The sequence below is a fragment of the Mesorhizobium sp. Root102 genome (assembly GCF_001425625.1).
Lineage (GTDB): Bacteria > Pseudomonadota > Alphaproteobacteria > Rhizobiales > Rhizobiaceae > Mesorhizobium.
The window spans coordinates 35,717-58,807 of the sequence record NZ_LMCP01000004.1 but is presented as its reverse complement, the minus strand read 5'-3'; the positions used below and the strand labels follow the sequence as shown (position 1 = coordinate 58,807).

At 63.2% G+C, this 23,091-nt stretch carries 23 protein-coding genes and 1 pseudogene; 5 read left to right on the top strand and 19 right to left on the bottom strand.

Annotation, left to right across the window (positions count from 1 at the left end; genetic code table 11):
* Position 1: 1 nt before the first annotated feature.
* Both ASD12_RS05835 and ASD12_RS05830 read right to left on the bottom strand, forming a co-directional pair.
* Positions 2–445 (bottom strand): CHRD domain-containing protein, encoded by a 444-nt coding sequence (locus ASD12_RS05835; protein ID WP_056582830.1) that lies wholly within the window; start codon positions 443–445, stop codon positions 2–4.
* 140 nt (positions 446–585) lie between these two features.
* Positions 586–1,869 carry a cystathionine gamma-synthase family protein gene (locus ASD12_RS05830; RefSeq protein WP_056582828.1) on the bottom strand — a complete coding sequence of 428 codons (1,284 nt, stop codon included), beginning with the start codon at positions 1,867–1,869 and terminating at the stop codon, positions 586–588.
* A 122-nt stretch (positions 1,870–1,991) separates the two neighbouring features.
* Between ASD12_RS05830 and ASD12_RS05825 the strand changes: the two genes are divergently transcribed.
* The gene (locus ASD12_RS05825) at positions 1,992–2,450 is read left to right on the top strand and encodes an Lrp/AsnC family transcriptional regulator (protein WP_056582826.1); all 459 of its coding nucleotides are present in this window, start codon (positions 1,992–1,994) and stop codon (positions 2,448–2,450) included.
* Positions 2,451–2,501: 51 nt separating this feature from the next.
* Here the strand turns inward: ASD12_RS05825 and ASD12_RS05820 are convergent, their stop codons facing one another.
* From ASD12_RS05820 to ASD12_RS05805, 4 genes are read right to left on the bottom strand one after another with little or no spacing between them, the layout of a single operon-like run.
* Positions 2,502–3,473: an ABC transporter substrate-binding protein gene (locus ASD12_RS05820; RefSeq protein WP_056582824.1), complete on the bottom strand. Its 972-nt coding sequence runs from the start codon at positions 3,471–3,473 to the stop codon at positions 2,502–2,504.
* Between the two features lie 41 nt (positions 3,474–3,514).
* Positions 3,515–4,669, bottom strand: a complete 1,155-nt coding sequence (locus ASD12_RS05815) for an ABC transporter permease (protein ID WP_056582822.1) — start codon at positions 4,667–4,669, stop codon at positions 3,515–3,517.
* A complete protein-coding gene (locus ASD12_RS05810) occupies positions 4,666–5,544 on the bottom strand; it encodes an ABC transporter permease (protein WP_056582821.1) in 879 nt (292 codons plus the stop codon). Before ASD12_RS05810 ends, ASD12_RS05815 begins: the two co-directional genes overlap by 4 nt.
* 13 nt (positions 5,545–5,557) lie before the next feature.
* Positions 5,558–6,349: an ABC transporter ATP-binding protein gene (locus tag ASD12_RS05805; RefSeq protein ID WP_056582819.1), complete on the bottom strand. Its 792-nt coding sequence runs from the start codon at positions 6,347–6,349 to the stop codon at positions 5,558–5,560.
* 130 nt (positions 6,350–6,479) lie between these two features.
* Here ASD12_RS05805 and ASD12_RS05800 point away from each other — a divergent pair, with 130 nt between their 5' ends.
* Positions 6,480–6,884 carry a cupin domain-containing protein gene (locus ASD12_RS05800; protein WP_056582817.1) on the top strand — a complete coding sequence of 135 codons (405 nt, stop codon included), beginning with the start codon at positions 6,480–6,482 and terminating at the stop codon, positions 6,882–6,884.
* 17 nt (positions 6,885–6,901) lie between these two features.
* Here ASD12_RS05800 and ASD12_RS05795 read toward each other — a convergent pair whose 3' ends face one another.
* The 5 genes from ASD12_RS05795 to ASD12_RS05775 all read right to left on the bottom strand — a co-directional run bounded on the left by ASD12_RS05795 (position 6,902) and on the right by ASD12_RS05775 (position 11,841).
* Positions 6,902–7,285 (bottom strand): hypothetical protein, encoded by a 384-nt coding sequence (locus ASD12_RS05795; RefSeq protein ID WP_056582815.1) that lies wholly within the window; start codon positions 7,283–7,285, stop codon positions 6,902–6,904.
* A gap of 16 nt (positions 7,286–7,301) precedes the next feature.
* Positions 7,302–7,673, bottom strand: a complete 372-nt coding sequence (locus tag ASD12_RS05790; RefSeq protein ID WP_056582813.1) for a hypothetical protein — start codon at positions 7,671–7,673, stop codon at positions 7,302–7,304.
* 2 nt (positions 7,674–7,675) lie between these two features.
* Positions 7,676–9,127: a dihydropyrimidinase gene (gene hydA, locus ASD12_RS05785; RefSeq protein ID WP_056582811.1), complete on the bottom strand. Its 1,452-nt coding sequence runs from the start codon at positions 9,125–9,127 to the stop codon at positions 7,676–7,678.
* Positions 9,128–9,191: 64 nt separating this feature from the next.
* A complete protein-coding gene (locus ASD12_RS05780) occupies positions 9,192–10,442 on the bottom strand; it encodes a Zn-dependent hydrolase (RefSeq protein ID WP_056582809.1) in 1,251 nt (416 codons plus the stop codon).
* A 70-nt stretch (positions 10,443–10,512) separates the two neighbouring features.
* Entirely contained in the window at positions 10,513–11,841 is a 1,329-nt protein-coding gene (locus ASD12_RS05775) for an aspartate aminotransferase family protein (protein ID WP_056582806.1), read from the bottom strand.
* A 227-nt stretch (positions 11,842–12,068) separates the two neighbouring features.
* On the opposite strand from ASD12_RS05775, the gene ASD12_RS05770 reads away from it, so the two are divergent.
* A complete protein-coding gene (locus ASD12_RS05770) occupies positions 12,069–12,701 on the top strand; it encodes a TetR family transcriptional regulator C-terminal domain-containing protein (protein ID WP_056582804.1) in 633 nt (210 codons plus the stop codon).
* Between the two features lie 4 nt (positions 12,702–12,705).
* Here the strand turns inward: ASD12_RS05770 and ASD12_RS05765 are convergent.
* Positions 12,706–13,594 (bottom strand): annotated as a pseudogene (locus tag ASD12_RS05765) (helix-turn-helix transcriptional regulator).
* A 103-nt stretch (positions 13,595–13,697) separates the two neighbouring features.
* On the opposite strand from ASD12_RS05765, the gene ASD12_RS05760 reads away from it, so the two are divergent.
* Positions 13,698–14,543, top strand: coding sequence for an SDR family NAD(P)-dependent oxidoreductase (locus ASD12_RS05760; protein ID WP_056582802.1), 846 nt, complete (start codon positions 13,698–13,700; stop codon positions 14,541–14,543).
* A complete protein-coding gene (locus tag ASD12_RS05755; RefSeq protein WP_056582799.1) occupies positions 14,540–15,262 on the top strand; it encodes an SDR family oxidoreductase in 723 nt (240 codons plus the stop codon). Before ASD12_RS05760 ends, ASD12_RS05755 begins: the two co-directional genes overlap by 4 nt.
* Before the next feature lie 242 nt (positions 15,263–15,504).
* On the opposite strand, the gene otsB is transcribed toward ASD12_RS05755, so the two are convergent.
* The 7 genes from otsB to ASD12_RS05720 all read right to left on the bottom strand — a co-directional run bounded on the left by otsB (position 15,505) and on the right by ASD12_RS05720 (position 23,013).
* Positions 15,505–16,266: a trehalose-phosphatase gene (otsB, locus tag ASD12_RS05750; RefSeq protein WP_056582797.1), complete on the bottom strand. Its 762-nt coding sequence runs from the start codon at positions 16,264–16,266 to the stop codon at positions 15,505–15,507.
* A complete protein-coding gene (locus ASD12_RS05745; RefSeq protein ID WP_056582795.1) occupies positions 16,263–18,041 on the bottom strand; it encodes a trehalose-6-phosphate synthase in 1,779 nt (592 codons plus the stop codon). Before ASD12_RS05745 ends, otsB begins: the two co-directional genes overlap by 4 nt.
* A 146-nt stretch (positions 18,042–18,187) precedes the next feature.
* Positions 18,188–20,350 carry an amylo-alpha-1,6-glucosidase gene (locus ASD12_RS05740; protein ID WP_056582793.1) on the bottom strand — a complete coding sequence of 721 codons (2,163 nt, stop codon included), beginning with the start codon at positions 20,348–20,350 and terminating at the stop codon, positions 18,188–18,190.
* 50 nt (positions 20,351–20,400) lie between these two features.
* A complete protein-coding gene (locus tag ASD12_RS05735) occupies positions 20,401–21,462 on the bottom strand; it encodes a glycosyltransferase family 4 protein (protein ID WP_056582791.1) in 1,062 nt (353 codons plus the stop codon).
* Between the two features lie 116 nt (positions 21,463–21,578).
* Positions 21,579–21,956 carry a DoxX family protein gene (locus ASD12_RS05730; RefSeq protein WP_056582789.1) on the bottom strand — a complete coding sequence of 126 codons (378 nt, stop codon included), beginning with the start codon at positions 21,954–21,956 and terminating at the stop codon, positions 21,579–21,581.
* A 68-nt stretch (positions 21,957–22,024) separates the two neighbouring features.
* Positions 22,025–22,483, bottom strand: coding sequence for a carboxymuconolactone decarboxylase family protein (locus ASD12_RS05725; RefSeq protein WP_056582787.1), 459 nt, complete (start codon positions 22,481–22,483; stop codon positions 22,025–22,027).
* 11 nt (positions 22,484–22,494) lie between these two features.
* Positions 22,495–23,013, bottom strand: a complete 519-nt coding sequence (locus tag ASD12_RS05720; protein WP_056583080.1) for an Rrf2 family transcriptional regulator — start codon at positions 23,011–23,013, stop codon at positions 22,495–22,497.
* Positions 23,014–23,091 lie beyond the last annotated feature (78 nt).

Genomic DNA, 23,091 nt, shown 5'->3' with positions numbered 1-23,091 from the left:
GCTATTTCGCCGCCTCGATCTGGCCACGGATTTCGCCGTCCTTGTTGACCGCCGTATGCACGTTGACATAGTCCTTGCCGGCCATCAGGTCGGCGGCCTGCGCGTCGGTCAGGACAGCCGAACCCTTGATCGGGCTCTTGAGCTTGCCCTTGAACGGGATCGCCACCCCGGCGTTCTCACCAATCGCGGCTGGGCCGTGAATGTGTCCTGCTGTGGCCGGCCCGCTCAGCCCGGAATATTTGACGTTCCAGCTGAGCTTCTTCTTGACCGTGTCGAAGGTGAGAGCGGCCGTCCCCTTGCCTTTCGTGGTCACCGGCGGGTTCTGCTGACCGCCGTCGAGCGTTGCCGTCAGCTTCACCGTCTCGGCCAGGGCCGATGAAGCCATGACGAAGGACGCCGAGATGGCAAGTGCCGAAAGCATTGGTGCCAAGGATTGGATACGCATGAGAATCTCCGTTTGACGAGCAACATCCTCCGCGGCTCCCCGGCGCGCGGATGCACCGACACAACGGTTGTGAGAGCAGAAGGCTCCGCCCGGTAACGCTTATGTGCAAACCGCGGAGCCGCGGACGACCCGGAGACGGTTCAGACCGTCGCCAGCGCCTGCGTCAGGTCGGCGATCAGATCGTCCGGGTGCTCGACGCCGATGGACAGCCTGACCGTGGTCTCCAGCACGCCGATGCGCTGGCGCACCTCGAAGGGAATGCCCGAATGGGTCATGGCTGCGGGGTGGCTGGCCAAGGATTCCGTTCCGCCCAGGCTCACCGCCAGCTTGAATATCTGCAGGTTGTTGAGAAAGGCGAAAGCTGCCTTCTCCCCGCCCTTGATATCAAAGGAGAAGGTCGAGCCGGCACCGGTGCATTGCGCTCTGTAGGCGCGGCCCGCCGGCGTGTCCTCGCCCAGGAACGGCAGGTAATGCACCTTCTCGACCTTGGCATGATCGCGCAGGAATTCGGCGACCAGGCGCGCATTATCGTTGGCGCGCTCCATGCGGATCGACAGCGTCTCCAGCGAGCGCCCAAGCATCCAGCAGGAATGCGGGTCGAGCTGCGTGCCAATCGCGCCGCGCAGCGCCTTGATCGGCTTGGTAACCGCCTTGCTGCCCATGGCGGCGCCCGCAATCAGGTCGGAATGGCCACCGACATATTTGGTCAGCGAATAGACGGACACGTCGGCGCCGTGTTCGATCGGCCGCTGGAACACCGGGCCGAGCAGCGTGTTGTCGCAGACGACGATCGGCGTCGACCCTTGGCTCGCACCGATCTCATCGGCGATCTTGCGCATCAATCCGATGTCGACCAGGCTGTTGGTCGGATTTGACGGCGTCTCGATCAGGATGACCGAAACGCGGCCCTTCGCGACGGCCGCGTCGGCGGCCGTACGCACCGCCGTCTCGTCGACGCCGTCCACGAAGCCAACAGCGCCGATGCCGAAACCAGCAAGCGTGCGCGTCAAAAGCGTCTCCGTGCCGCCATAGAGGGGCTGCGAATGCAGGAGGACGTCGCCTGGGCGGGCATAGGCGAGCAGGGTCGTGGCGATTGCCGACATGCCTGATGAAAACAGGATGCAGGCATCCGTCCCCTCATAGATCGCCAGCCGGTCCTCGACGATCTCGCTGTTGGGATGGTTGAAGCGCGAATAGACCAGGCCGGACGCCGTGCCGCTCGGCGGCTCCTTGCGGCCGGATGTGTAGTCGAAGAAGTCGCGGCCCTCTTCCGCCGATTTGAACACGAAGGTCGAGGTCAGGAACACCGGTGGCTTGACCGCGCCCTCCGAAAGCTGCGGATCGAAGCCATAGCTCAGCATCAGCGTCTCCGGGTGGAGTTTGTGGTTGCCGATATGGGTTTTCGACGGGCGTGGCGCGGTCATGGTTTTTCCTGCTTTTGAAAGAGTGTTGCGCGGCAATTTATGCGATCTCGATCAGCCAGTCCTTGCTATTCTTGGGCTCGCATGGATGCATTCCCGCAACAAACTGCCTGGAGAGACCAAAAGTGCAGCAGAAGATAGCCGACGATTTCGACCGCAAGATCCTGCGCGAACTGCAGGCTGACGCCCGCATCACCAACAACGAGCTTGCCGAGCGGATCGGCCTGTCGCCGTCGCCCTGCCTGCGGCGGGTGCGGCGGCTAGAGGAGACCGGTGTTATCAGAGGCTACACCACGCTGATCGATCCGGCCGCCTTCGGCTGGAGCATGGTCGCCATCGCCACCATCCGGCTCAGCCGCCAGAACGAAGACGAGATCGTCATGTTCGAGGACGCGATCCGCGGCTGGGAAGAGGTGCTGGAATGCCACCTCGTCACCGGTTCGCGCGACTATGTGCTGAAGGTGGTGACGGGAAACCTCGAGCAGTACGAGCGCTTCATCAAGGAAAAGATCGCGCGGCTGAAATGCGTCGCCTCTATCGAGACCAGCTTCGTCATGAACACCATAAAGGAACGGCGCCTCTAGCATTTTTTTGCCAGAGGCGCCGTTTCGAGATCGAGATGTTGCCGGCTAGGCTTACTTGACCGCCTTGTCCGTGATCGTGGTGGTGTAGGCGCCGGTCGGCTCCTTGGTGATGATCTTCTGGTCGAGCAGCGCCTTGGCGGTGCGCTCGTAGGTCGCCGGATCGAGCTTGCCATCGGCATTGTCGATCAGCTTGGCGACTTCGCTCATCATGCGCTTCTGGTGGTTCTCGTCCTGGCCGCCGCCGTCCATGACGATGCCTGCGGCCTCGTCATTGTGGTCGATGGCGTATTTCCAGCCCTTCATCGAGGCACGCACGAAACGCACCATCTTGTCTTCGAAGGCCGGATCCTTGAGCTTGTCTTCCGAGGCATAGAGCCCGTCCTCGAGCAGGTCGTTGCCCATCGCCGAGTAGTTGAACACGGTCAGCTGTTCCGGCTTGTAGCCGGCGTCGATCAGCTGCCAGTACTCGTTGTAGGTCATAACCGAAATGCAATCCGCCTGCTTCTGGATCAGCGGCTGCACGTCGAAGCTCTGCTTGAGCACGGTGACGCCATCCGGGCCGCCCTCGGTCTTGAGACCGAGCTTGTTCATCCAGGCGTAGAACGGATACTCGTTGCCGAAGAACCAGACGCCGAGCGTGTGGCCCTTGAAGTCGGCTTCGGTCTTGATCGGTCCGTCCTTCGGGCAGACCAGTTCCATGCCGGCCTTCTTGAACGGCTGGGCGATGTTGACCAGCGGCACGCCCTTTTCGCGGGCGGCCAGCGCACCGCCCATCCAGTCGACGATGACGTCGGCGCCGCCGCCTGCGATCACCTGCTCGGGCGCTATGTCGGGACCGCCCGGCTTGATGTCGACGTCGAGACCCTCGGCGTCATAGAAACCCTTGGCCTTGGCGACATAGTAGCCGGCAAACTGGGCCTGCGTGACCCATTTCAGCTGCAACGTCACCTTGTCGGCGGCCATTGCCTGGAAAGCGGCAAGCGACATCGCGCCGGCCAGAACAGGAATAACAAGTCTTTTCATGTTTTTACCCTCTGAAGTTAGTGCCCTTAAACCCACCGCCCCTATCCACCACGGACAGAGGGATGCCAAAACGTGACGGCTCTTTCGACAAGAGCGACCACGCCATAAAAGACCGAACCCGCAAGTGCTGCAACTGCGATTTCGGCCCAGACCATGTCGATGTTCATCCGCCCGACCTCGGTCGAGATGCGGAAGCCCATGCCGACGACGGGCGTGCCGAAGAACTCGGCGACGATGGCGCCGATCAGCGCCAGCGTCGAGTTGATCTTCAGTGCGTTGAAGATGAAGGGCGCGGCTGCCGGCAGCCTGAGCTTCAGCAGCGTCTGCCAGTAGCCAGACGCGTAGGTGCGCATCAGATCGCGCTCCATATGGCCGGAGGCGGCCAGGCCGGCGACCGTGTTCACCAGCATCGGGAAGAAGGTCATGATGATGACCACCGCCGCCTTGGACTGCCAGTCGAAACCGAACCACATGACCATGATCGGCGCGACGCCGATGATCGGCAGCGCCGAGACCATGTTGCCGATCGGCAAGAGCCCGCGCCGCAGGAACGGCACCCGGTCGGCGAGCACGGCAGTGATGAAACCGGCGCCGCTGCCCACGACATAGCCGAAGATCACCGCCTTGAAGATGGTCTGGCGGACATCGGCGCCGAGCACCGGCAGCGAACCGGCGATGCGCGCGCCGATGGCGCTTGGCGGCGGCAACAGGATGAAAGGGATGCCGGCACCCCGCGTCACCGCTTCCCAGATGATCAGGATCCAGGCACCGAAGATGGCGGGGATGATCAGGCGCAGCGCGGTGCGAGCCCATTTGGCGAAAGGACGCGATGACGACAGCACTGCCACGCAACGCCAGCCGAGCAGCCAGGCGGCGGCGAGCAGCAGGAAAAACGGCGCCCGCGCCAGACCTTCGAAGCCGGCGATGCCGCCAATCAGCAGCCAGGCCACCAGATGCGCGCCGATGAAAAGCACAACGGCTTCGACGATGGACGGTATTCTGGCCATCGAGATCAAAGCGGCGAGAAGCAGCACGCCGAAGATCAGCCAGTTCGTCGCTACATAGGGATATATCAAAGTCCCTGCAGGCTGCGCCAGTGGATCCACTTTCGGCGCGCCGATCGGGCCGAGCGCCACCGCGATCAGGCACAGCACGAGCGCCAGCGCTGCTTGCCAGGAGGGTTTCAGCCAGTTCATGCCGGCCTCCCGCCCATGGCGCGGTCGACGATACGCCCGGCAATGCCGACCACCATGACCAGAAGTGCGGCTACCACCGAACCGGCGACCAGCGCCGACCAGATGTCGATGGACTGGCTGTAATAGGCGCCGGCCAAAAGCTTGGCGCCGATGCCGGCGACAGCGCCTGTGGGCAGTTCGCCGACGATTGCACCGACCAGGCTTGCCGCCACCGCCACTTTCATTGACGTGAACAGGAATGGCACCGAGGCCGGCACGCGCAGCTTCCAGAAGGTCTGCGCACCACTAGCATTGTAGGTGTGCATCAGGTCGAGATGCATGATCTCGGGCGAACGCAGGCCCTTCACCATGCCCACCGTCACCGGAAAGAATGACAGATAGGTCGAGATCATCGCCTTCGGGACCAGGCCGGTGATACCGACCGCGGCCAGCACGACGATGATCATCGGCGCCACCGCCAGGATCGGAATGGTCTGCGAAGCGATGATCCACGGCATCAGGCTGCGGTCGAGCGTCGCCACATGCACGATGCCGACAGCAATGATGATGCCGAGCGCTGTGCCGAAAGCAAAGCCGAGCAGCGTCGACGACAGCGTCACCCAGGCATTGTAGACGAGGCTGCGGTTCGAGGTGACGGGCCGCAGGAAGGTGTTCTCGAAGAAGTTCACCGCCACCTGATGCGGAGCCGGCAGCGTCGGCTTCGGCTGCGCCAGCGTCTTGCCGATGAATTCGCTCAAGGTATGTGTTTCACCGGCGCGGCGGTCGAGATCGCGCTGGAACGGCGTGTTGAGGATGACGGCGAAGACATACCAGAGCACAACCACCCCAGCGAGGATTGAGGTCACCGGAATGAGCTTGTCGCGGAAGGAGTCCATCTAGCGCACCCCCTCAATCATCATAGCTGTGCCCTGCCCGCAGCCCGTCGCGCACGCGCGCTGCGATCGCCAGGAACTCCGGCGTCTCGCGGATGTCGAGCGGTCGCTGCTTCGGCAGCGTCGATTCGATGATGTCGCTGACGCGGCCCGGACGTGGCGACATGACGACGATGCGGGTCGACAGATAGACTGCTTCGGGAATGGAGTGGGTGACGAAGCAGATCGTCTTGTTGGTCCGCCCCCACAGTTCCAGCAATTGCTCATTGAGGTGGTCGCGCACGATCTCGTCCAGCGCACCGAATGGCTCGTCCATCAGCAGGAGGTCGGCATCGAAAGCCAGCGCGCGGGCTATCGAGGCGCGCTGCTGCATGCCGCCCGATAGCTGCCAGGGATATTTCTTCTCGAAGCCCCTAAGGTTGACGAGATCGAGCGTACGCTTGATCCGGTCTACTTGTTCCGCCTTGGACAGGCCCATGATCTCCAGCGGCAGCCCGACATTGCGCTCGATGGTCCGCCACGGAAAAAGCGCCGCCGCCTGGAAGACATAGCCGTAGGCGCGTTTCTCCCGCGCCTGTTCTGCTGTCATGCCGTTGACGGAAATCGTTCCCGAGGTCGGCTTCTCCAGATCGGCGATGACGCGCAGCAGGGTGGTCTTGCCGCAGCCCGAAGGCCCGATGAAGGAGACGAACTCCCCCTTGCCGATGGTAAGATCGACATTGGACAGCGCCTGCACCGGCCCGTCATTGGTCTGGAAGGTCAGTCCGAGTTTGCTTGCCGCGACGACGGCTGGCGAAGTCCCTGTCATCGGCTGCTGCCTGCCTGTTCCCGCCCCTGCGGCGCCGGCTGGAATCCGATTGCTTTTATCGCGATGTTGTTTTCCACTCGCCCTGTCCCATTGGTCTTGTCCCACTCAATCGACGCCCCGGAGTTTCCCGATGTCGCCCAAACCGACTTGTCATCTTATCCGCCCTGAAAGCACTTATGAAGGCAAGCAGGGATTGACCTATTTCGCCGGCATTGCCACGGAGACCGTCGGCGCCTCCGGCATCTGCATGCACGTGCTCACCATGCCGCCCGGCGCCCGCGCCAAGGCGCATCTGCATGAAAACCATGAAACGGCGATCTACGTGCTCTCCGGCGAGGTCCACACCTGGTATGGCGACCGGCTCGAGCACCATATCGTCGTCAAGGCCGGGGACCTCTTCTACATTCCGGCCGGAGTCCCGCATCTGCCGGCCAATCTGAGCAACGCCCCGTCCTCGGCCGTCATTGCCCGCACCGATCCCAACGAACAGGAAAGCGTCGTCCTGCTGCCGGAACTGGACGCGCTGGTCGCCTGACGCTGACGGGATCGCTGTCATTCGCACCGCGAGACTTCCCCCATGACGTTGCCGTCCGCATCGGCGATTACCAGCTTTTTGGCGCTCTTGGCGCTGCGCTTGATGGTGAACTTGGTCGGCTCCTGTTCCTCTTCGCCTTCTGCCTCACATGTCGCTGTCGCCACCAGCGATCCGTCAGCCTGCGCTTGCGTCTTCGTGAACGTGCAGGCGCTGGCGGCGGTGATCAATTCCTTGTCGGTCAAAAGCAGCATCTGATCGGCGGCGACTTCCTGGCCGTTGCGGTTGATGCAGCCATATTTGTCGCCATAGGGTTTCGACAGATCGATATCTGCCGCCGAAGCCTGACCGGCCCCAAGCACAAGAACCATCGCAACAGACAAACCAAAACCGCGCAAGCTCATTCCCCAACGCCCGACATTACGAACATGATTGCAGCGGCCCCATTTCCTCAAGGCCGGGAATGGTGACGAAGAAACCATCCTCTCCCTTGTTGGTGACCACGACGGTTTCGGTTGTCGTTCCCGCCTCGCCCTCGGCGGAACAGGTCGAAATCAGCGATTGTGCACCCAGCACCGGCGTCAATTGCTGTGCAAACCGGCAGCCGCTGCCATAGGCCTCGATGCCCCCGGCGGTCAGCACGATATAAGCATCGCTGTCCTGATAGCCGGCATTGACGCCGGCACAGCCGACATCATTGCCCCAGGAGCCGGCCAGCACGCCGCCTGCTGCTGCCGGACCGGCGACACTCGCTGCCAAGACCAACGAAATGAGCGCGGCCGAACGCGCCAAGCTCAAACCCCGGTCGCCGGGATACCGGTGCGTTCCACCTTGCGCGGCGCGGAAATCTCTTTCCACGTCGACAGCGCCCGATTGACCGCCGCATTCGGCTCGCGGGCGACGAACTCGCCATGGCCGGGCTTGGCCTTGACCTCGGCCTCCTGGATCGACAGTTCGCCGCGCGAGAAGACGAAGCGCGGCAGGCCGGTCACTTGGAACCCTTCGAAGACATTGTAGTCGATCACCGACTGCTGCTTCTTTGAAGTGATCTTCTTCTTTCGCTTCGGATCCCAGACGACGATGTCGGCATCCGCGCCTTCGACGATGGCGCCTTTTTTCGGATACATGTTGAGGATCTTGGCGATGTTGGTCGAGGTCACCGCGACGAACTCGTTCATCGTCAGCCGGCCGGTGTTGACGCCGGTGGTCCACAGCACCGGCATGCGGTCTTCGAGCCCGCCGGTGCCGTTCGGGATCTTGGTGAAATCGCCGACGCCGTTGCGCTTCTGCTTGGTGGTGAAGGCGCAATGGTCGGTCGCCACCACCTGCAGCGAGCCCGCCTGCAGGCCGGCCCACAGCGAATCCTGGTGCAATTTGTTGCGGAAGGGCGGGCTCATAACGCGGCGCGCCGCATGATCCCAGTCCTTGTCGAAATACTCGCTCTCGTCCAGTGTCAGATGCTGGATCAGCGGCTCGCCAAACACTCGCATGCCCTTCTGGCGCGCCCGGCGGATCGCCTCGTGGCTTTGCTCGCAGGAGACGTGCACGACATAGAGCGGCACGCCCGCCATGTCGGCGATCATGATGGCGCGATTTGTCGCCTCGCCTTCCACTTCCGGCGGGCGCGAATAGGCGTGACCTTCCGGGCCGTTGTTGCCGGCGGCCAGCAGCTTCTGCGAAAGTGCCGCGACAACGTCGCCATTCTCGGCGTGCACCAGCGGCAGCGCGCCGAGATCGGCGCAGCGCTGGAACGACGCGTACATCTCGTCGTCGTCGACCATCAGCGCGCCCTTGTAGGCCATGAAGTGCTTGAACGAGGTGATGCCCTTGTCGACGACAGTGGCCATCTCGTCGAATACCTGCTTGCCCCACCATGTGATTGCCATGTGGAAGGAATAGTCGCAGGACGCCTTCGAGGTCTTGTTGTCCCACATCTGCAAGGCTTCGAGTAGCGATTGCTGCGGCGCCGGCAGGCAGAAATCGACCACCATCGTCGTGCCGCCGGCAAGGGCCGCACGTGTGCCGGATTCGAAATCGTCGGCCGAATAGGTGCCCATGAACGGCATTTCGAGATGCGTATGCGGGTCGATGCCGCCCGGCATGACGTAGCATCCGGTGGCGTCGAACTCGTGATCGCCGTGAAGATCCGAGCCGATGGCGACGATCTTGCCGTTCTGCACCAGCACATCGGCCTTCCACGTGCGGTCGGCCGTGACGATGGTGCCGTTTCGGATGACTTTGGTCATTATTCTGTTCCCTTGTTCTCTTCGCGCTTCTTTGCGAGCAGCGTTTGAAATCCGGATATTTGGTTCACTCCACGATGACAGCCGTCTCCACCACGGCGTGGAACAGCACGTCGGCGCCGGCCGAGGCCCATTCCTTGGTGATTTCCTCGGCCTCGTTGTGGCTCAAGCCATCGACGCAGGGGCACATCACCATGGCGGTGGGCGCGACGCGATTGATCCAGCAAGCGTCGTGGCCGGCGCCGGAGACGATGTTGCGATGGGAATAGCCGAGGCGTTCGGCAGCGTCGCGGATTGCCTTGACGCAGCCGGCATCGAAGGTGACAGGGTCGAAAGCACCGACCTGCTCGATTTGGTACTGGATGTCGAGCGCCTCGCAGATCGTGTCGATGCCTTCGCGGATGCGGCCATCCATGGCGTCCAGCACTTCTTTTTCCGGCGAGCGGATGTCGATGGTGAAGACAGTGCGGCCGGCGATGATGTTGCGCGAGTTGGGATAGACCTCCATGTGGCCGACCGCACCGACGGCGTCGGGCTGGTAGTCCATGGCGATCTCGTGCACCAGTTCGATCACCCGCGCCATGCCGAGCCCGGCATTGCGGCGCTTGGGCATCGGCGTCGAGCCGGTATGCGCTTCCTTGCCGGTCAGCGTCACCTGCAGCCATTTCAGACCCTGGCCGTGGGTGACGACGCCTATGTCGATGCCCTCGTCCTCGAGGATCGGTCCCTGTTCGATATGCAGTTCGAAGAAGGCGTGGATCTTGCGATCGCCGACCTTCTCGGTCCCCTTCCAGCCAATGCGTTCGAGTTCCTCGCCGAATTTCTTGCCCTGCTTGTCGACATGCCCGTAGACATCGGCCTGTTCGAGCACGCCGGCGAACACGCCGGATGCCATCATCGCCGGCGCGAAGCGCGCGCCTTCTTCGTTCGTCCAGTTGGTGACGACGATCGGATGTTTGGTTTTAATGCCGAGATCATTGAGCGAGCGCACGACTTCAAGTCCACCCAGCACGCCCAGCACGCCGTCATACTTGCCGCCTGTCGGCTGCGTATCGAGATGGCTGCCGACATAGACTGGCGGCAGGCTGGGGTCGGTGCCTTCGCGGCGTGCAAACATGGTGCCCATTTCATCGACGCCCATTTCCAGCCCGGCCGCATCGCACCAGCGCTTGAACAGATGCCGGCCCTCGCCGTCCTCGTCGGTCACGGTCTGGCGATTATTGCCGCCGGCGATGCCGGGGCCGATCTTCGCCATTTCCATGATGGAATCCCACAAACGGTCTGAATTGATTCGCAGATTCTCGCCGGGTGCGGCCATTCAAAGTCCTCTCATTTCATATACTGGTCGGGCGGCGGGTCCCGCCGCCGCCCGTCCAGGCAAAGCAGATCTAGTCTATCGATCTCAGCACATCGCGCACATGGTCGATCAATTCGTTGATCTGCCCCTTGGTGATGATCAGCGGCGGCGACAGCGCGATGATGTCGCCGGTGGTGCGGATCAGCGCGCCGCGCTCGAACGCCTTGACGAAGGCCGAGAAGGCCCGCTTGGTCGGCTGGCCGGCAATCGGCGCCAACTCGATCGCGCCGATCAGGCCGATGTTCCTGATATCGATGACGTTCGGCTCGCCCTTGAGCGAATGCAGCGCGTCTTCCCAATAGGGCGCGAGTTCCTCGCCACGGGTCAGCAGGCCCTCTTCCTTGTAGGTGTCGAGCGTTCCGAGTGCCGCCGCGCAGGCGATCGGATTGCCCGAATAGGTGTAGCCATGGAAGAACTCGATCATGTGTTCGGGGCCGGTCATGAAGGCGTCGTGGATTTCCTTCTTCACGAACACCGCGCCCATCGGGATGACGCCGTTGGAGACGCCCTTGGCGGTTGTCATGATGTCGGGCGTGACGCCGAAATAATCGGCTGCGAACGGCGTGCCGAGGCGGCCGAAACCGGTGATGACCTCGTCGAAGATCAACAGGATGCCGTGCTTGGTGCAGATCTCGCGCAGCTTCTGCAGGTAGCCCTTCGGCGGCAGGATGACCCCGGTGGAGCCGGCGACCGGCTCGACGATGACGGCGGCGATGGTCGAGGCGTCATGCAGGGCGACGATGCGCTCCAGTTCGTTGGCGAGTTCCGCGCCATGCTCCGGCACGCCCTTGGTGAAGGCATTCTTTTCCGGCAGATGCGTATGCGGCATATGGTCGACGCCGCCAAGCAGCGTGCCGAACATCTTGCGGTTGGTGACGATGCCGCCGACCGAGATGCCGCCGAAATTGACACCGTGATAGCCGCGCTCGCGGCCGATCAGGCGGGTGCGCGAGCCCTCGCCTTTCACGCGGTGATAGGCGATCGCCATCTTGAGTGCGGTTTCGACCGATTCCGAGCCTGAATTGGTGAAGAAGACATGATCCATGCCCTTGGGCGCGAGGTCGACCAGGCGGTTGGCCAATTCGAACACGATCGGATGGCCCATCTGGAAGGCGGGCGCATAGTCGAGTTCGGCGGCCTGGTGCTGGATCGCCTCGGTGATCTTCGGACGGCAGTGACCGGCATTGACGCACCAGAGCCCGGCGGTGCCGTCGAGCACCTTGCGACCGTCGCTGGTCGTGTAATGCATGTCCTTGGCGGACACCATCATGCGCGGCGCCTGCTTGAACTGCCGGTTTGCCGTGAACGGCATCCAGAATGCACTGAGATCGTTCGGCGTGACTTTCAGCCGGTTGGACATGACCAAGACTTCCCCTTGTAAACTGTTTCGGTGCGCCCAACGCTTGGTCTTTGCTGCGTTTTCATGCTACGCAAATTTTTGACCGATTGGACAAACGTTAGCACCGCCCTGTCGGCGGTCAAGGGATTACTAGCGGAAATGCGGCACCTGAAGTGCGTTCCACAGGCTAGGGAAAAACTGGTCCAGAGAATTGGTCCAGATGACCCTCAACGCGAGGGCTTGCAACGGTGACCAGCACGGACCACCCTCGCCGCACCCGCATCCAGCAGGAAAAGCGCGAACTCATCCTGGAGGCCGCGCTCGAGGTCTTCTCCACCAACGGCTTCCGCGGCTCGACCATCGACCAGATCGCCGAAGCCGCCGGCATGTCGAAGCCGAACCTGCTCTATTATTTCCGCCGCAAGGAAGACATCCACGAGACGCTGATGCAGCGCCTGCTCGACACCTGGCTGGCGCCGCTGCGTGAACTCGACGACATCGGCGATCCCCTCACCGAACTGCGCAGCTACATCAGGCGCAAGCTGGAGATGGCGCGCGATTTTCCACGCGAGAGCCGGCTGTTCGCCAACGAGATCCTGCAAGGCGCGCCGCGCATCATGCCGCTGCTGGCCGGCGAACTGAAGACGCTGGTCGACGAGAAGGCCGCCGTCATCAGGGGCTGGATGCGCGCCGGCAAGATCGCCCGCACCGACCCGTGGCACCTGATCTTCTCGATCTGGGCGACGACGCAGCATTATGCCGATTTCGACGTCCAGGTCCGCGCCGTGCTCGGGCCGAACCGCGGCGGCGACGGCCGCTTCGAGGATGCGGCGCGTTTCCTGGAACAACTGTTCCTCGACGGGCTGAAACCGAAGACCTGACGCTTCAGGCGCTGCGGCGCTCGGCCGGCAGCGCGTCCAGCAATGTCTGCAGCTTGGCGACCGAGTTCTGCTCGGCAAGCGGGGTGTAGACGATCAGCTTCATGTCGGAGCCGTCGCCGATCGAAAGGCTCATATGCTCGAAGGTCATGGCGCCCGCGCTTGGGTGCCGGACATGCTTCACCCCCGACAATCGGTGCGCGACGTCGCGCTGCGGCCACCAGTCGCGAAACTCCGGGCTCGAGCGCGTCATCAACTCGATCAGCCGCTCGAAATCCGGATCGCCGACATAGCGGGCGCTCGCGGCCCGGAACGAGGCCAGCACGGTGCGCGCCAAATCTTCCCAGTCGACCAGCAGGCGCCGGTGGTGCGGATTGGTGAACACCATGTGGACGATGTTGCGGGCATCCCCCTCCAGAAGGCCATAATCGCCGAACACCGCGAGGGCCGCCGGGTTCCAGGCCAGCACATCCCAGCGCCGCCCGACGACATAGGCCGGCTGCAGCACCAGGCTCTGGAGCATGTGCAGCAAAGGACCATCGACCTTTTCCGCAGCCACGGCACGGCGCTCCGGCTGCTGGCGGTCGGCGAGGATGAACAGATGCTGCTTTTTCGGCCGCGTCGAGGCGCAGCGCTTCGGCGAGCGCGGTCAGCACCTCGACCGAGGGCCTGACCTCCCGCCCCTGCTCCAACCACGTGTACCAGGTCGTGCCGACACCGGCGATCATCGCTACCTCCTCGCGCCGCAAGCCGGGCGTGCGCCGCCTGAGACCGGTGGCGATGCCGGTGGCCGAGGGCGTCAGCCTTTCGCGGCGCGAGCGCAGGAAGGCGCCGAGCTCGCGCCGGCGGCTGTCTTCAGCGGAGTGCGTGGGGGCCGAGTGGGATTGGGACTCCATCGGTTTATTATAGCAGTATTGATACCAGGATAAAGTTTGAACTGTTTGGCTCGCGCCAACTGTCCCATCTTCCGTTCAGAGCAACAGAACGGAGGCTCTGAACATGGAACTCAAGGACAAGACAATCCTGATCACCGGCTCCACCGACGGCGTTGGCCGCGTCGTCGCGCAACGACTCGGCGCCGCGGGCGCCCGTGTGCTGGTGCACGGCCGCGATGCGACGGGCGGCAAGGCTGTTGTCACCGAGATCGAAGCCGCCGGCGGCAAGGCGGAGCTTCTGGTCGCCGACCTCTCTTCGCTGGCAGAAGTGCGCCGGCTTGCCGAGGCGGTGCGCGCCCGGACGAACCGGCTCGACATCCTCATCAACAATGCCGGCATCGGCACGGCGGGCCAAGGCGCCAAAAGGCAGGTCAGCGCCGACGGCTACGAACTGCGCTTCACGGTCAACTACCTCGCCGGTTTCCTGCTGACATCGGAGCTCCTGCCATTGCTGACGGCGAGCGCTCCGGCGCGCATCGTCAATGTCGCCTCGGCGGGGCAGCAGGCGATCGATTTCAGCGATGTCATGCTGACCCGTTCGTATGACGGGGTGCGTGCCTACTGCCAGAGCAAGCTGGCGCAGATCCTGTTCACCGTCGACCTCGCGGAGCAGCTGAAAGGCACCGGCGTCACCGTCAACGCGCTGCATCCGGCAAGCTACATGAACACCACCATGGTCCGGCAGGCCGGCGTGACGCCGTGGAGCTCGGTCGAAACCGGCGCCGACGCCATCCTCAACCTCGCGACATCACCCGCGCTCGACGGAAGAAGCGGTCTCTATTTCGACGGCCTGCGGGAAGCCCGCGCCGATGCCCAGGCCTATGACGCCAGGGCAAGGCAACAGCTACGAGCCTTGAGTCTCGACCTCATCGGCCCGGCCTCCCCCACATCGAAGGAGCAGTATTCATGACCAAGACAATCCAACATGCCGTCATCATCGGCGGCTCGTCCGGCATCGGCCTGGCGACCGCGCGCAAGCTGCTTGGTCCCGGCATGAAGGTGACCATCACCGGGCGCAACGAGGAGAAGCTGACCAGCGCATGGAACAGTCTTGGCGGCGCTGCCGACAAGGCGGCTTTCGATGCCGCGAAGCCCGACGAGGTCAGCCGGTTCTTCGAGGGCCTCGGTCCTTTCGACCATCTGGTGCTGGCGGCCAGCGGCGGCAAGGGCCTTGGCCCCTTCCAGACGCTCGACCTGAGCGACATCGGCAGTGGCGTCGACGAGAAAGTCCGCCCACAGCTGTCCTGCCTGCAGGCGGCCTTGCCCACTCTGAACAAGGCCGGATCGGTCACCTTCATTTCGGCGGTCTCGGCGCAGCTCGCAACGCCCGGCGTCGCCGGCATCGCCGCCATCAACGGCATGCTGTTGACCGTGGTGCCGATCCTGGCCCTGGAACTGAAGCCGCTACGCGTCAATGTCGTAGCGCCCGGCGTCATCGACACGCCCTGGTGGGATTTTCTGGCCGACGAGCAGAGGCAGGCGCTGTTTGCAGATTACGCCGGTAGGACCCCGGTCGGCCGCATCGGCCGTGCCGAAGACGTCGCCTCGGCAATCGCCTTTCTCGTCTCCAACGGTTTCATGACCGGTCAGGTGCTGACCTGCGACGGCGGCCTGCGGTTTGCGGCGTAACGGGCCGCTCCGGAACATAGGAATAATCGGATGTATCAGCCCCAAACATCTTGTTGTCGATCGCCTCCTGCCAGCTGGAGTCGGCATCGGACGGTGAAATGGCGGCGGTCCCATGGCGGGAGGGTCGGGGGTGAAGCCAATTCGGCGTGATCTCTCGAACCAATTGTGCAAAGCGTCCCATCGAACCGTTCCTTTCCTTGCCCTTTCCAGATGCGCGATCGGGGTGCGCGCTTCGGCCGGACTTAAAGCTGACTTTTCAGCCAGGCGAGCGTTTCGGCAACACCGGCAAGCCCGTAATGCGCGGTGGTATGCGCTGGCGGCTTGACCCGTATCGACAGGCCGCCGGCGTCATTGACGGCTTCGAAGCCGTTTTCGTCCGATGTGTCGTCGCCCAGGAAGACAGGGCAGCGGCCCGTGAAGGGCGCGATGTCCATGAAACGCCGGATCGCGGCGCCCTTGGCTGCCTCGAGCGGCAGCAATTCCACACCGGCATTGCCGGGAACCACCCGATAGCCCTTTGGCAAGGTGGCCAGCGCCTGCTCGACAAGCTGCGTCGCGCGGGGAAGCAGATGCGGGGCAGCGCGCGTGTGGATGGCCAGCACCCGTCCCTTGCGCTCGATATAGGCCCCGCGACCGAGCTCGGCCTGGATCTCGTCTGCAAGCGCCGCGATATCCGCCGGCTCTCCCGCGACTTCGACCTCGTCGTCCGGCAGGAGCCTGTGTTCCAGGCCGTAAAGACCGGCTGCGCGCAGCTTCAAAGGCTGAAACAGCTGGTCCGCTGCCGCAACGGAGCGGCCTGTGATGAAGGCCAACGCCCCGTCCAGCTTGTCATCCAGGCCTTGCAGCAAGGAGCGAAGCTCGCCGCTGACCGAGACGGCATCCGGGTGTTCGGCATGTTCCAGCAGGGTGCCGTCAATGTCGAGGAACAACGCCCATTCGCCGGTCAGCAAGGCCGGCGGCCTTTGCAGGGTCTCGCTGGCAATTTCTTGCAGGGTCTCGCTCATAGCATTGCCACCCGCTTGCGTTCGAATATGGATACGACATTGTCGATGCCGGGCGGCCGGTCGCCAGCACCGGTTACCCGATCGAGGTCACCGCGCTTGCGCAGGCGCGCCGCGTCCAGAAGCATGCTGCCGGCCCAGCGATAGACATTGTTGTCGCGAACCATTTGCCGCATCGGCCGCATGCGCTCGCGCTGTTCGTCAGGCGTCATGGTCAGCGCCTGCAGCAGCGCTTCGCTCATCATGGCCGCGTCGTAGGGGTTGACGATCAGCGCCTCCAGCAATTCGCGCGAGGCACCGGCGAATGTGCTGAGCATCAAGACGCCCTGTTCGTCGTCGCGCGCCGCGACGAACTCCTTTGCGACCAGGTTCATGCCGTCATGCAGGCTGGTGACCATGCATATGTCGGCGGCACGATAGATCTCGTATACCTGTTCCTGCGAGTGATGTTCGGCCACCATGACCACCGGTCTGTAGCCCTCGCTGCCATAGCGCTGGTTGAGCTCCTCGGCATAGCGGTGGCATTCGTCGTGGAGCAGCTTGTAGGCCGGGAGCGTGCCGCGGCTGGGGGCCGCGATCTGCAGGAAGACTAGCCTTCCGATCCATTCAGGGTATCGCTTGAACAATTCGTCCAGCGCCTGAAACCGATCCAGAATGCCCTTGGTGTAGTCGAGACGCTCGACCCCCACGGCCAGCTTCACATCCGCTTTCAGTCCGAACCGCTCGCGCAGGCGGGCGCGGCAGTCATCGACATCAGGCAATTTTGCCAGCAGGTCCGCCGGCCATTCGATCGAGATGGGATAGGCGTGCACCAGCGTCGTCTGCCCGCCATAGGAGATCGCCGCATCCGCCCGCTCAATGCGGCTTTCCAGGAAGCGATCGACGCTTTCGGTGAAATTGTTGGCGTGGAACTGGGTGTGGAAGCCGATGATCGAGCTGCCGAGCAGCCCCTCCAGGATGCGTTCACGCCACGGACAGATGCTGTACACCTCCGAGTTCGGCCATGGAATGTGCCAGAAGGTGATGACGATCGCCTCCGGCAGGCGCTCGCGGATCATGCGCGGCAGCAGCGCGAAGTGGTAGTCCTGGACCAGCACAATCGGCCGCTCGTTGCGCGCTTCGGCGACCACCGTGTCGGCGAATTTCCGGTTGACGGCCTCATAGGCCTCCCAGTCCGATGCGCGGAAAATCGGCCGGGTGAAGGCGATGTGGCAAAGCGGCCAGAGGCCCTCATTGGCGAAGCCGAGATAATAGCCCTGATGCTCCTCCTCCGTCAGCCAGACCCGGCGCAGCGTGTAGGACGGATTGCCGGGCGGCACCTGTACCCGGTCGTCCTGGTCGACCGTCAGACGGTCTGCGGTTCCACCGCCATAGGCGATCCAGGTGCCGCCACAGGCACGGGTAATCGGCTCGAGCGCCGACACCAGCCCGCTGGCCGGCACCAGCAACTCGACACCATCATCCCTGATGTTGTGGATATAGGGTTCGCGGTTGGACACCACGATGACCTGCGCATCGGGCAGGTCGTCGGCGAGGATCTTGCGCAATGTCTCGGGCGACCACGTCACCAGCGCCGCATCGGCCGATTGGCCGTTCTTCTCGAACTCCCGTATCACCTTGCGCGCCGCTTCCGCGGCCACGTCTTCGCCCGCCGGATGCGCGACAGCAGGAGGGTGATTGCGGTGCTGCCGCGATAGGGAGAAGAAAACGGCAAAAGCGGAAAAACCGAGGCTCGCGAGGATCAGAACCCAGAGCAGGTCCGCACCGAAATTTGTCATGGGAATGCCAACTCACCTCCGGCCGTTCGGCGGCCGTTTTGTTCGTGTTTCCGATTTGAGACTGTCCGCGGCGACATGGTCGGCGTCCGGACCTGTATTTTTGCAACGCACAAAGCCGGGATCGGTTCCGCCCGATTCTGTTCGGATCATGTCCGGACGATTAGCGGCACCAGCCCTTCATGGCGGTCGGCAAGGAAAGCGACGACCCGGTCACCGACGCGCTGGAAGGTAAGATCGACCACTCGGTCGCCGACGCCCAGGTGGCGCAGCGTGAGCGTGTCGATGCCAATCGGCAGCCTGGGCCGGGTAACGCGGATTTCGCCATCCCAGCCGTCGATCTCAAGGCCAAGGCAGGCTTGCATCAGCATGAATGCGGAGCCCGCCGACCACGCTTGCGGCAGGCAGGCAACGGGATAGGCGATCGGTGCTTCGCCCGGCGCGCGGGTAAAGCCGCAAAACAGTTCGGGCAGCCGCATGTTGAAATGGACTGCGGATTCGAACGTGCCGCTCATCAGACGGACCACGCTTTCACGCTCGCCATAGCGTGCCAGGCCGGCACCGCACATGGCGGTGTCATGCGGCCAGATCGAGCCATTGTGGTACGACATCGGGTTGAAGAACACGGCATCGTCGGCAAGCGTCCTCAGCCCCCAGCCGGAATGGAAGGAGGCGGAAAGAAGCTGGTCGGCGACCATCTGCGCGCGCGCCGGCTCAGGCAATCCGACAAGGAGGAGATGGCCCGCATTCGAGGTCCGCACCTTGCAGGGTTCGCCTTCACCATCGATCGCCAGGGCATAGAAGCCGAGATCGTCGAGCCAGAAATCGCGTTCCACAGCGACCCGCATGGCCTCGGCGCGGTCCTCCCAGTGATCGGCTTTGTCGTCCTCGCCACGGCGGCGGGCAAGCTTGGCCAGCCCGCGGAAGGCGGCAAAGACATAGCCTTGCACTTCGACCAGCGCGATCGGGCCCTTGGGAATGCGTCCATCGGCATGAAAGACGGAATCGAAACTGTCCTTCCATCCCTGGTTAGCCAGGCCGGACTCGGCAGCCCGCTGGTAGGTCACGAAGCCGGTCTCGCGTCCCGCCTCCTCCGTCCATTCGGCGGCGGCGCACAGCGACGGCCACAGGCTGTCGATGAACGCCATGTCACCGGTCCGATCGGCATAGGCACAGGCGAGATGGATGTAGAGCGGCGTCGTGTCAACGCCGCCATAGTAGCGGCCGAATGGAAGCTCGCGCAGCGCCGCCATCTCGCCCTTGCGCGTCTCGTGCATGATCTTGCCCGGCTGCGAATCACTGAACGGCGACGTCTCCGTCGCCTGGTGCTGGGCCAGAAAGGCCAGCACGCCCCGCGCCAGGCCTGGGTTGAGCCAGAGCATCTGCAGCGCCGAGATGACGCCGTCACGGCCGAACGCCGTCGAGAACCAGGGGATACCTGCGTAGGGGTAGGGTCCGGTCGCAAGCTCGGTGGTCAGCAGCGCGACATCGGCGCGGGCACGCTCGACCCAGTCGTTGAAGACGCGACCCGAACTATGCACCGTCGCGCCATGGCGGCGCTTGGCCCGCATGCCAAAGCGCGCCCGGGCGGCAGCGGCGCGGAAACGGTCGCGATCGGGCGCATCCGTCAACTCGGGACCGACCTCGACATACAGCACCTTGCTGCTGCGCTTGGTTACGGCGAGCAGGAAATCGGCGTGGTCGGCTGTCAGCTGGTCCGGTGCCTGCGAGAACGATATCGCCGAAGCGCGCGCCAGTCCATCCAATCCATCATAGCGCAGCAGCACGGACGTCGCATCCATCTCGGCCACATGCGCCATCCCACGCCGCAGCCGTGTCGAGCCGCGCACTTCGAACATGTCGCGGAAATCGGCGGCAAAGTGCAGGGAAACGCCGATGGTCGAGGTTTCCCTGCTGTAGTTGGAAAGGGTGATGCGTTCGAACAGCCTGTCTTGCCACAGCAGCCTGACGCGTTCGACATGGATGGCGCCCTGCGGAATGTCGCTTCCGCTGGCACTTTGCATCGGCAGATTGGTCAGGTTGGTGGTGAACAGCACATTGTCCTGGCTGAGCGAGGCGCCAAGCAACGATGTCTGCCTGCCGCCGACAGTCAGCCGGAATTCGGAGAGCACCCGTGTATCGTCACGGAAGAAACCGTCGCCAGCGCCGCGTATGTCGCCATAGGCATCGGCAACAGCAAAGCAGTCGCCCTGCTTGAGCGCAAACAGACGGTGTGGCTCGCGAGGCGCGGTTGCATCGAGCGAGGCCAGGGCAACGGCGGGATCGAGCTGGCGCTCATCGAGTAGAGCCATTGGTCACAGATCCCTGTTGTTGCGCTCTTGTCGCCGGCGCATGTCGCTGTTCACGACGCTTTCGCCTCGCTCGGGACGCCAATCAGCCGCGCATAGGCGGCCAGGTAGTCGCCGGCCATTCTTCTGGCGGAAAACCGCTTTTCGAAAACGGCTCTCACCTTTCGCCTGTCGAGCTGCAACAGGTCAGGCACCGCGGCGATCGCGCCATCCACCGACTCCGCGACGAACCCGGTCACGCCGTGATCGATGATTTCCGGCAGCGCGCCGCAATTCCAGCCGATCACCGGCGTGCCGCAGGCCATCGCCTCGATGGCGACAAGGCCGAACGGCTCCGGCCAGTCGATCGGGAACAGCAGGCCGGCCGCCTTGCCGAGAAATTCCGCCTTCTGATCTTCCTCGATCTCGCCGACATAGACAATACGATCGCCGTCGATCAACGGCTCGACCACCTCATGGAAATAGGCGCGATCGTCGTCGCCGATCTTGGCCGCAAGCTTCAGCTTGAGCCCCGAGCGCAAGGCGATCTCGATGGCACGGTCGGGCCGCTTGTCGCGTGAAAACCGGCCAAGGAACGCAAGATAGGGTTCTTCCGGTGTCGCCCCGAAAGTGGGTTCGTAGATGCCGCTCGGCAGTCCGTGGTGGATCGTTGCCAGCCAGTTGGCCTTGGCAAGGCCCGCCTTCTGGCTGTGCGAAATGGAAATCAGGGGAAAGCGCGGGAAACGCTCATAGGCCGGTGTCAGGTCGACATAATCCAGCCTGCCGTGCGGCGTCGTCACCGTCCGCTCAGCCATGTCCTCGAAGAAGGAAAAATGCAGGAAGTGGCTGAGGTGGAAGTGGATGACGTCGAACTCCGACGCCCGTTCCCGCACCTCGGCAAGCATCGAAAGATGCGCCGCGATCTCGGATTTCAGCGGACGCGGATCGAGGCGAAGGGCGCATTCCCGGCCAGCCACCAGCTTTGCGGAAGTCTGGCTGTCGCCACTGGCAAACAGCGTCACCTCATGGCCCAAATCGACCAGCGCTTCCGTCAGATACGAGACGATACGTTCCGTGCCGCCATAGAGTCTCGGCGGCACCGATTCATAAAGCGGCGCGACATGGGCGATTTTCATATTTCATCCTGGATGCGGGGCATACAGGTGCGAAATGCGTCAACGGCTTGATTGGTTCCGATTCAATGATCGATGCCGTCGGCGCCACACTGCCGCAGTCGGCATGGAACCACGCGTCAAACAGACTGCGCGATCAGCGTCAGGAAACCACCGCTCAGCGCGACATTGCCGACGAAGCCATTGATGCGGGACGCCCGGTCCGGACCCTGATGGTCCCAGAAATTGTGGAACATCGGTGTGGCGACGATCAGGAACAACACCAGCACCGCCGCGGCCAATGCCGTCCAGAGTCCCGCGATCACCAGAACGCCGGCGGCGACCTGAAGCACGATACCGATCCGCAGCGCCAGCCGCGCCTGCGGCACGCCGCGCGCGGTCATCAACTGGGTCAGGAAGGTCGCGTTCTGGATGTTGCGCAGGCCGGCGAAGACGAAGGCGCCGCCGAGCAGCAGACGGCCCAGAAACAACAGGGTTGATGGCAAATCGGTAGGCATCAAACTTCCCCTTTACAAACAGTTGGAGCGCCGCCTCCCTCGACGGCGCTCCAAACACGGTCGGCCGATCAGGCGGCCTTGGCGGCCGGCATCGGGTGAATGGCCTGGAACGGGATGCACAGCCGGTTCCAGGTGTTGATCATGCCAAGCGCAACGGACAGCTTGACCAGCTCCTCTTCCGAGAAATGCTCGAGCGTCCTTGCATAGAGCTCGTCCGACACGCCGTTGTTGGCGATCAGGGTGACGGCTTCGGTCCAGGCCAACGCGGCGCGTTCGCGCTCGGAAAACAGCGGCGATTCCTTCCAGGCCGAAACCAGATAGAGCCGCTGCTCGGTCTCGCCGTCGCGCCTCGCCTCGCGGCTGTGCATCTCGACGCAGTACGAGCAGCCATTGATCTGCGACGCCCGCAATTTGATCAGATGGAGCAGGCCTCTCTCGAGCCCGCATTCGTCCACCGCCTTGTTGAGCGCCGACACTGCCTTCATGATCTCCGGCGCCTTGGCGAAAAATTGCAGCCTCTGTTTCATCTTGATGTCCTTTACGCTTGCTTGGTTGAACTGGATTTCTGCGGCCGCTGATGGCGCTCGACGAAAGCGCAGCTCGCGGCAAGCGATCTGGGGTCGCCTTCCGCTGCGTAAGTGGCCACGATATCGGACAGCTTTGCCTCGGCGAGCGCAGCGCGATAGGCCCGCTCGGCCTTCAGCATCGCGGCATTGATGCCGCAGGGTTTGACATAGGCAGAAGCGTCGAGCCTGACCGGACCGTTGCGACGGATTTCGCCACAGCGGAAAGCCGGCTCGCGCCCTTCGACCGCCAGCACGATATCGAGCAGCGAAATCCGCTCGGCCGGCCGCGCCAGCCGGTAGCCGCCGGCGGGACCCGAGACCGACTCCAGAATGCGCGCCGCGCTCAGCATGTTGAGATGCTTCAGGAGGTAGCTCGGCGACAGGCCAAAGGCCTCCGCCATTGCAGCGCCCGCCAGGGTGCTGTTGCCCTCGACGCCGGCCAGCATGGCGGCGCAGTGGATGGCTGCTTCAACGCCCTCGCCCAGCTTCATTGTGTTGATCTCAAATTCATGGATATGTTTTATCATGGATAATTTTTATCCGCAATAAGAAAATGAAAAACGGCGCCC

Coding starts and splice junctions, on each gene's coding strand:
- ASD12_RS05835 (WP_056582830.1), bottom strand. CDS start 445: ATGCGTATCCAATCCTTGGCACCAATGCTTTCGGCACTTGCCATCTCG.
- ASD12_RS05830 (WP_056582828.1), bottom strand. CDS start 1,869: ATGACCGCGCCACGCCCGTCGAAAACCCATATCGGCAACCACAAACTC.
- ASD12_RS05820 (WP_056582824.1), bottom strand. CDS start 3,473: ATGAAAAGACTTGTTATTCCTGTTCTGGCCGGCGCGATGTCGCTTGCC.
- ASD12_RS05815 (WP_056582822.1), bottom strand. CDS start 4,669: ATGAACTGGCTGAAACCCTCCTGGCAAGCAGCGCTGGCGCTCGTGCTG.
- ASD12_RS05810 (WP_056582821.1), bottom strand. CDS start 5,544: ATGGACTCCTTCCGCGACAAGCTCATTCCGGTGACCTCAATCCTCGCT.
- ASD12_RS05805 (WP_056582819.1), bottom strand. CDS start 6,349: ATGACAGGGACTTCGCCAGCCGTCGTCGCGGCAAGCAAACTCGGACTG.
- ASD12_RS05800 (WP_056582817.1), top strand. CDS start 6,480: ATGTCGCCCAAACCGACTTGTCATCTTATCCGCCCTGAAAGCACTTAT.
- ASD12_RS05795 (WP_056582815.1), bottom strand. CDS start 7,285: ATGAGCTTGCGCGGTTTTGGTTTGTCTGTTGCGATGGTTCTTGTGCTT.
- hydA (WP_056582811.1), bottom strand. CDS start 9,127: ATGACCAAAGTCATCCGAAACGGCACCATCGTCACGGCCGACCGCACG.
- ASD12_RS05780 (WP_056582809.1), bottom strand. CDS start 10,442: ATGGCCGCACCCGGCGAGAATCTGCGAATCAATTCAGACCGTTTGTGG.
- ASD12_RS05775 (WP_056582806.1), bottom strand. CDS start 11,841: ATGTCCAACCGGCTGAAAGTCACGCCGAACGATCTCAGTGCATTCTGG.
- ASD12_RS05760 (WP_056582802.1), top strand. CDS start 13,698: ATGGAACTCAAGGACAAGACAATCCTGATCACCGGCTCCACCGACGGC.
- ASD12_RS05755 (WP_056582799.1), top strand. CDS start 14,540: ATGACCAAGACAATCCAACATGCCGTCATCATCGGCGGCTCGTCCGGC.
- otsB (WP_056582797.1), bottom strand. CDS start 16,266: ATGAGCGAGACCCTGCAAGAAATTGCCAGCGAGACCCTGCAAAGGCCG.
- ASD12_RS05745 (WP_056582795.1), bottom strand. CDS start 18,041: ATGACAAATTTCGGTGCGGACCTGCTCTGGGTTCTGATCCTCGCGAGC.
- ASD12_RS05740 (WP_056582793.1), bottom strand. CDS start 20,350: ATGGCTCTACTCGATGAGCGCCAGCTCGATCCCGCCGTTGCCCTGGCC.
- ASD12_RS05735 (WP_056582791.1), bottom strand. CDS start 21,462: ATGAAAATCGCCCATGTCGCGCCGCTTTATGAATCGGTGCCGCCGAGA.
- ASD12_RS05730 (WP_056582789.1), bottom strand. CDS start 21,956: ATGCCTACCGATTTGCCATCAACCCTGTTGTTTCTGGGCCGTCTGCTG.
- ASD12_RS05725 (WP_056582787.1), bottom strand. CDS start 22,483: ATGAAACAGAGGCTGCAATTTTTCGCCAAGGCGCCGGAGATCATGAAG.
- ASD12_RS05720 (WP_056583080.1), bottom strand. CDS start 23,013: ATGAAGCTGGGCGAGGGCGTTGAAGCAGCCATCCACTGCGCCGCCATG.